This is a genomic window from Nonomuraea mangrovi (assembly GCF_042681425.1).
GTDB classification, from domain to species: domain Bacteria; phylum Actinomycetota; class Actinomycetes; order Streptosporangiales; family Streptosporangiaceae; genus Nonomuraea; species Nonomuraea mangrovi.
This window is the reverse complement of sequence record NZ_JBHUFV010000105.1, coordinates 154087-160661: the sequence shown is the minus strand read 5'-3', so window position 1 is coordinate 160661 and position 6575 is coordinate 154087. Positions and strand designations below refer to the sequence as shown.

The 6575-nt window shown below is 71.1% G+C and carries 7 protein-coding genes; 1 reads left to right on the top strand and 6 read right to left on the bottom strand.

Annotated features, from left to right (window positions below; translation table 11 throughout):
- Window positions 1–112 precede the first annotated feature (112 nt).
- The 5 genes from ACFSKW_RS53185 to sigE all read right to left on the bottom strand — a co-directional run bounded on the left by ACFSKW_RS53185 (window position 113) and on the right by sigE (window position 4227).
- Window positions 113–469 carry a sec-independent translocase gene (locus ACFSKW_RS53185; RefSeq protein WP_379583275.1) on the bottom strand — a complete coding sequence of 119 codons (357 nt, stop codon included), beginning with the start codon at window positions 467–469 and terminating at the stop codon, window positions 113–115.
- A 104-nt stretch (window positions 470–573) separates the two neighbouring features.
- Complete coding sequence (locus ACFSKW_RS53180; protein ID WP_379583273.1) at window positions 574–2028, bottom strand: S1C family serine protease; 1455 nt, start codon at window positions 2026–2028, stop codon at window positions 574–576.
- 72 nt (window positions 2029–2100) lie between these two features.
- Entirely contained in the window at window positions 2101–3066 is a 966-nt protein-coding gene (locus tag ACFSKW_RS53175) for a sigma-E factor regulatory protein RseB domain-containing protein (RefSeq protein WP_379583272.1), read from the bottom strand.
- Complete coding sequence (locus ACFSKW_RS53170; RefSeq protein WP_379583270.1) at window positions 3063–3584, bottom strand: anti-sigma factor family protein; 522 nt, start codon at window positions 3582–3584, stop codon at window positions 3063–3065. The genes ACFSKW_RS53175 and ACFSKW_RS53170 overlap by 4 nt, the downstream gene beginning before the upstream one ends.
- Before the next feature lies 1 nt (window position 3585).
- The gene (gene sigE / locus ACFSKW_RS53165) at window positions 3586–4227 is read right to left on the bottom strand and encodes an RNA polymerase sigma factor SigE (RefSeq protein ID WP_379583268.1); all 642 of its coding nucleotides are present in this window, start codon (window positions 4225–4227) and stop codon (window positions 3586–3588) included.
- A 161-nt stretch (window positions 4228–4388) separates the two neighbouring features.
- Between sigE and ACFSKW_RS53160 the strand changes: the two genes are divergently transcribed.
- Entirely contained in the window at window positions 4389–5027 is a 639-nt protein-coding gene (locus ACFSKW_RS53160) for an O-methyltransferase (protein ID WP_379583266.1), read from the top strand.
- A gap of 88 nt (window positions 5028–5115) precedes the next feature.
- Here ACFSKW_RS53160 and ACFSKW_RS53155 read toward each other — a convergent pair whose 3' ends face one another.
- Window positions 5116–6516 carry a leucyl aminopeptidase gene (locus ACFSKW_RS53155; RefSeq protein WP_379583264.1) on the bottom strand — a complete coding sequence of 467 codons (1401 nt, stop codon included), beginning with the start codon at window positions 6514–6516 and terminating at the stop codon, window positions 5116–5118.
- Window positions 6517–6575 lie beyond the last annotated feature (59 nt).

Genomic DNA, 6575 nt, shown 5'->3' with positions numbered 1-6575 from the left:
ATGGCACGCCCGCGACGTCGTTCACGCTTGCCGCCCGCCCGCGGCACTGTTCACGCTTGCCGCCCGCCGTCGCGGCACTCCGGCGACGGCGGTCACAGCGGCGGGAAGGCCCTCAGGTGGCCTCGGAGTCGTAGGGGGGCAGCTCGCCGTACCCTAGCTCGGAATAGGGCTCAGAGGCGCCCACAGGCGCGGGCTCGAGCGCCGCGGGGGTGGAGTTCCAGGCCTCCTCCGCGTCCTCCAGCAGGTGCTTGCGGACGAAGTTCTTCGGGTTGAGGTCGGCAGGGTCGAAATCGGAGAACTCGGGGCCGAGGCCCGCTCTGAGGTCGTCGCGCGCGCTGGTCGCCATGCGTCGCAGATTGCGCAGCGTCTTGCCCGCCTGAGACGCCGCCTGCGGCAGCTTGTCAGGACCGAAGACCAGCAGCGCGATCACGACGAGCGCCCCGACCTCCATCCAACCGAGTCCGAACACCGCAAGCTCCTACACTGTGCAACCGGTTCCGGGGACAACCCCGGCCAGTTCCAGACTAAGGGCTCGCCCGGGCGATGAAGCACCCAGCCCGGGCGAGATCCAGATCATGACGGCTTCGGATTCGGCTCCTGCTCGGCGGTGACGACGAGAGTGGCCATGCGCTCCTCGCCGCCACGCTTGTACTTGATGGAGATCTTCGAGTTGGGGTTCTTGCTGCGGATCAGCGAGATGAGCTCGGTGCTGTCCTGGATACGCAGACCGTCGATCTCCAGGATGATGTCGCCGGCCTTCAGCCCCGCCTTGCCCGCGGGGCCGTCGGCCTCGACCGGCTGGCGGCCCTGCGCGGGCTGGGAGGCGATGCGCACGCCCTCGCCGCGGTAGCCGGAGTCGACCATGATGCCGATCTTGACGCGCTTGGCCGAGCCGGTGGTGACGATCTCCTGGGCGACGCGCCTGGCCTGGTTGATCGGGATCGCGAAGCCCAGGCCGATGCTGCCGCTCTGGCTGGAGACCGCCCTGCTGAGGGTGGCGATCGCGGAGTTGACGCCGACGACCTCGCCCTTGGTGTTGACCAGCGGCCCGCCCGAGTTTCCTGGGTTGATGGCCGCGTCGGTCTGGATGGCGCTGATGTAGGCGGGATCGGGGTCGTTGTCCTCGCCCGCCACGACGGGCCTGTTGAGCGAGCTGACGATGCCGGTGGTGACGGTGCCGGTGAGGCCGAGCGGCGAGCCGATCGCGATCACGGGGTCGCCGACGACGACCTGGTCGGAGTTGCCGAGCGTGATCTCAGGCGTGCCGAACGTCTGGTCGGGCTTGACCACGGCCAGGTCGGAGCCAGGGTCGCGGCCGACGATCCGCCCGCTGGTGGACTTGCGGTTGTTGAAGACGATCTTGATGGCGCCGCCCTGGGCGGCGAGCGCGACGACGTGGTTGTTGGTGACCACGTAGCCGCCCTTGATCAGGAAGCCGGAACCGGTGCCCGCGTCGGCGTTGCCCTCGACCTCCAGGGAGACCACGCTCGGCAGCACCCTCGAGGCCACGCCCGCGATCGTGCCCGGCGCCCTGCTGGTGTCGGCGGACGGCGCGGGGCCGAGCGAGTAGGAGGGGTCGGTGCCCGAACTGCCCTGTCTGGTGAGCAGGTAGGTGCCGACGCTGCCCATCACCGAGGCGAGCAGCGCGATCACCACGGCCAGCGCGACCAGCACGCCCGTGCTCGGCCCGCGGCGCGAGGGGGCGTACCCGCCGTCGGCGGGGATGGGCGGCGGCCCCCATCCGTGACCCATGCCGACCGCCTGCGTGGGCGGCGGAGGTGGCAGCGGGGGGCCCTGCTCGGGCGCGCCGAACACGGCCGTGTCGTTGGCGGCCGACCGCCCCGAGGGGTCGCCCCAGCCGGTGCCGTACGGCTGGGCAGGCGGGACCTGCTCACCGCGATCCCAGCCGAGCTGCTCGGTCCGGGCGCTCTCCCACCCGTCGTGGGCGGGCAGGAACTCAGGCCGTCCCTGGGGCTCAGCGAGGTCCGACGGCGTGCGTCCGTCTGTAGGGCGCGTCTCGTCGGTCATCTAGTCTCACCACTCCTTGGTCGGACACCGCGATTTTCTCGCGTGCGGCGTTCGAGAGTTGTAAAGCGAGCGTCAAGCGAACGGGTTGACCCAGGAAAGCACACGATCGGCGCCGCGAGCGAACCGCTGCCAGAAGCCAGGCTCCGCCTCGTGCGGCAGCCCACCGATCGCGGCCTCGGCCACGTCCGAGGGCGCGTCCGCGACCACGGTGTAGACATGGCCTCCACTCGCCCAGATCATCTCCAGTCCTGCAGCGTCCCGGATCCAGATCGTATTCCCGTCGCGAGGCTGACTACGCCAACCTGCCAGACGCTCCTCGTCCAGAGTGCCCCGCTGAACAAACACCGACACAACGGACACTCCATCCGAGTATCCCAGCTTCAGATAACCGGCGCCCTCGGAGGCACCGGCCAGCTCGAACCCGCCCGGCAGCACGCTGGGGAAGCTCCACCCCTGCGCTCTCAGGCTCGCGGCCGTCGGCGGGCCCTGCGCCGCCCTCACCGCCGCGATGGGGTGCGCCAGCGGAACCGGTGTGGGAATCGTCACCTCGACGAACGCCTCGGCCTGCGCCACCCTGCCGTGGCCGTCGAGCACCTCGCGGCGCAGCAGGATCCCGCTCGCCGTGTCGATCCAGTAGCGGGCGGCCGGGCGCCCGTCGTGCCGTACCGCCTCGACCAGGCGCGCGGCCCTGCCGCAGACGTTGCCGTCGCGCCCCTCGACCACCCGGTAGTTGGCGCCGAGGGTGCGCAGCATCCCGTCGGAGGGGGCCAGCAGGCCGCCGGCCGGTGTCCCCGGGTCGGTGGCGCGCGCGTCGACCGTCATGCCCGTGCCGGGCGTGTTGCGTACGGCGAGCACCGCGCCTGCGGTGGTGAACAGCGTGCCCGCGTACGGCCGGTCCCTCGCGGCCATCGCCGACTGTCTGAGCAGGGGCAGCCCCGTGTCCTCGTTCTCGGAGTCGTCGGGCACGGCGTAGGCCGCGCCCGACAGGCCGAGCGCCATCGGAAGCGCCAGCGTGAGGACGGCGGGCAGCCGCCTCACGGCGTGGCGGAGGGCGGGTTGCCGTAGGGCGCCGTGGTCTTGTGGACCTGCTTGAACACCTCGACCGGAGGGGAGACGGAGGGGCCCTGGTCCTGCCCCGCGACCACGAACAGCGTGCCGAGGGCGACCGCCGCCGAGACGACGCCTACGGCCACATAGGCCGGACGCCTGCGGGACCGTCCGGGCCGCGACGTGGCACCTGAGGTACCCCGAGGCCTGTTGTCCGGCGGTGCGATGCTGCGCGGGCCTGGAAGCGGAACGCCGCCGAAGGTCGGAAAGGGGCGCTCCCTGGGCGGCATCGGGTCACCTGGCTCACCCATCCGCAGCAGCGACATGGTCAGGTCGGCCGGCATCGGGGGGCCTTCGAGCGACCGCAGGCGCGACTTCAGCGCCCGCATCGACTCGACCTCCCTCCTGCAGTCGGCGCAGAAGGCCAGGTGGGCAAGGGCGCGCTCACGCTCGGCGTGGCGCAGCTCGCCGTCCACGAGCGCGGATGCGCGCTCTCCAAGGTGCGACATATCAGACTTCCTCCCCACGGGTCACGGTCGGGGGGAGTTCAGCACTACGGGGCGCCCGGTGCTCCAGCGCCTCCCGTAGCTGTGCCCGGCCACGGTGAATCCTGCTTCTGACCGTGCCAAGCTTCACGCCGAGCGTGGCCGCGATCTCCTCGTACGACAGGCCTTCGATGTCACACAGCACGACCGCCGCCCTGAACTCGGGGGCGAGGGAGTCGAGCGCGGCCTGGATGTCAGGCTCCATGTGCGCGTCGTCCCATGCCTGGGCGGGCGAGGGCTCGCGACCCTGCAGCCGCTCGGCCGCGTCGTCACCGAGACCCTCGAAGCGGATCCGCTGCCTCCTGCGCGCCATGTCGAGGAACAGGTTCGTGGTGATCCTGTGCAGCCAGCCCTCGAAAGTGCCGGGTGTGTAGCTCGACAGCGACCTGAAGACCCGGACGAAGACCTCCTGGGTGAGGTCTTCCGCATCGTGCACGTTGCCGGTCAACCTGTACGCAAGCCGATACACGCGTGCGGAGTGCGTCCGCACCACTTCCTCCCAGGTGGGAGGAGTCCATTCAGACACATCTGACACGTGAGGATCAGCCTGGTGGTCGCTTCCGTCCACCAGCACTCCTCTCTCTGGGACCACCGCCGCTACCGCCATAGTGCCTGGTTTCGTCCCTTCGTGCGCACTGCCTGCCTTCAGGACCGGCAAAGCCCGTTTAAACCTGCAACGCGTTGGGCGCGACCAGAGTTCCCGTCGTGGCGTGTCTCCCCTAGGCTGCGATCGGTGACCAATTGCACGGAAGTGGGGAGGAGAGGCCGATGACCAGCCCGGTAGAGGCCACTCTGGCCTATGCGGAGCAGTTCCATCAGGAAGATGAGATCCTGCACGCGGCGCGACAGCGCGGCCACGAGATGGGCGCGCCGCCCATCCTTCCCGGAGGCGGTGCCGCGCTGTGCTTCCTAGCCACCGCGCTCAACGCGCGCGCCGTGGTGGAGATCGGCACGGGGTGCGGGGTGTCGGGGCTGTGGCTGCTGCGCGGCATGCGCGCCGACGGCACGCTCACGAGCGTCGACGTCGAGCCCGAGCACCAGCGTCTGGCCCGGCAGAGCTTCGCGGACGCGGGCTTCTCCGGCGGACGGATCAGGTTGATCATCGGGCGCGCCCTCGACGTGCTGCCCCGGCTGTCGGACGGCGGCTACGACCTCGTGTTCGCCGACGCGGCCAAGCAGGAGTACGCCGACTACCTGGCCGAGGCGGTGCGGCTGCTGCGCGTGGGCGGGATCGTGGCCTTCGACAACGCCTTGTGGCACAACAGGGTGGCCGACCCCTCCCAGCGTGACCCCGACACGGTCGCGGTCCGGGAGCTGGGCAAGCTCGTCCAGGAGGACGACAGGTTGCGGCCGCTGATGATGCCGCTCGGCGACGGTCTGCTGGCCGCCGTCAAGATCTCCGACTGAACGGCGGCGCCAGGCGTTCCCCTGCGGGACCCCGGTGGATGGACGGTCCCACCCACCGGGCCAGGCCAGGGGAATCCGGGGCGGCGGCTCAGGAGCGGGTGAGCCACTCGATGAGGACGCGGACGCCGAAACCCGTGGCGCCCTTGGTCACCGTGCCCTCGTCGACCGTGCTCCGCCCCACGCCGGCGATGTCCAGATGCGCCCAGGGACGCTTGCCGGTGAACTCCCGCAGGAACAGCGCCGCGGTGATCGAGCCCGCGCCGTAACGCCCGCCGAGGTCGGCGTTCTGCATGTCGGCGATGGGAGAGTCGAGCGCGGGACGGTAGTCGTCGATCAGCGGCATCCGCCACAGCCGGTCGTCGGTCTCGGCGCCCGCCGCGATGAGCGCGTCGGCCAGCTCGTCGTCGGAGGAGTAGACGGCGCCGATGTTGCGCCCGAGCGCGACGCTGATCGCCCCTGTCAGGGTGGCGACGTCGACCATCGCGTCGGGGTCGAGGACCGCGTCGGCGTAGGCGAGCGCGTCGGCGAGCACCAGGCGCCCCTCGGCGTCGGTGTTGGTCACCTCGACCGTCGTGCCGCCGTAGTGCGTGATGACGTCGCTGGGCCGCTGGGCGGTGCCCGACGGCATGTTCTCGGCCGCGGCGACCAGGCCGGTGACCCGCACGCGGGAGCCCAGGGCGGCCAGCGCGCCCATGACCGCGATCACGACCGCGCCGCCCGCCATGTCGGTCTTCTGGGTCTTCATGTTGTCGGTCGGCTTGAGCGACAGGCCGCCGGAGTCGAACGTGATGCCCTTGCCGACCAGCACGATGTGCCTGTCGGCGCCCTCGGGCGCGTAGGAGAGCTGGATCAGCCGGGGCGGGTGGACCGAGCCCTGCCCGACGGCCAGGATGCCGCCGAACCCGTCCGCGCGCAGCTCCTCCTCTTCCCAGATCTTGACCTCGAGGTCCGTGCCCGTCGCCTGGTCGGCCAGCCACGCCGGGGTCTTGGTGGAGGAGGGGGTGTTGGTCAGGTCGCGGGCCAGCGCGACGGCCTGGGCGACGGTCTCGCCCCGCCGTACGGCCTCCTCGTCGGCGCCGACCAGCGTGAGCGCTCCCACGGGGGTCGTGCCCTGGGCGCCGATCTTGAAGGTGTAGGCCGCCAGCAGCGCGGCCTCGGCGAACACCGCGGCGTCGCAGGAAGGGAGCACGACGGTCAGGGACGGCTTGCCCTTGGCCCTGCGGGTCAGGGTGGCGGCGGCTTTGCGGAGCGCGCGCGGCGAACCGTCGCCGACGCCGTACAGCAGGACCCTGCCCACCGCGTCTCCGCGGGTGACGGGAATCTCGACGATCTCACCCGCCTCGCCTTTGGCCTCGTAGTGGGCCAGCAGCGCGGCCACCGGCACGGGCAGCTCGACCTGGGGGTTCAGGCCCGAGTCGTACGGCACGGCCAGCAGTGCGGAGTCCGCGGGCGCTTGGGGGAGCACGGACACCGTCGTCTGGATGGGCACGGGATAATCTCCAAACATGATCGGCCCCGGCGGAGGTGCGCCAGGGCCGTTCGATCAGG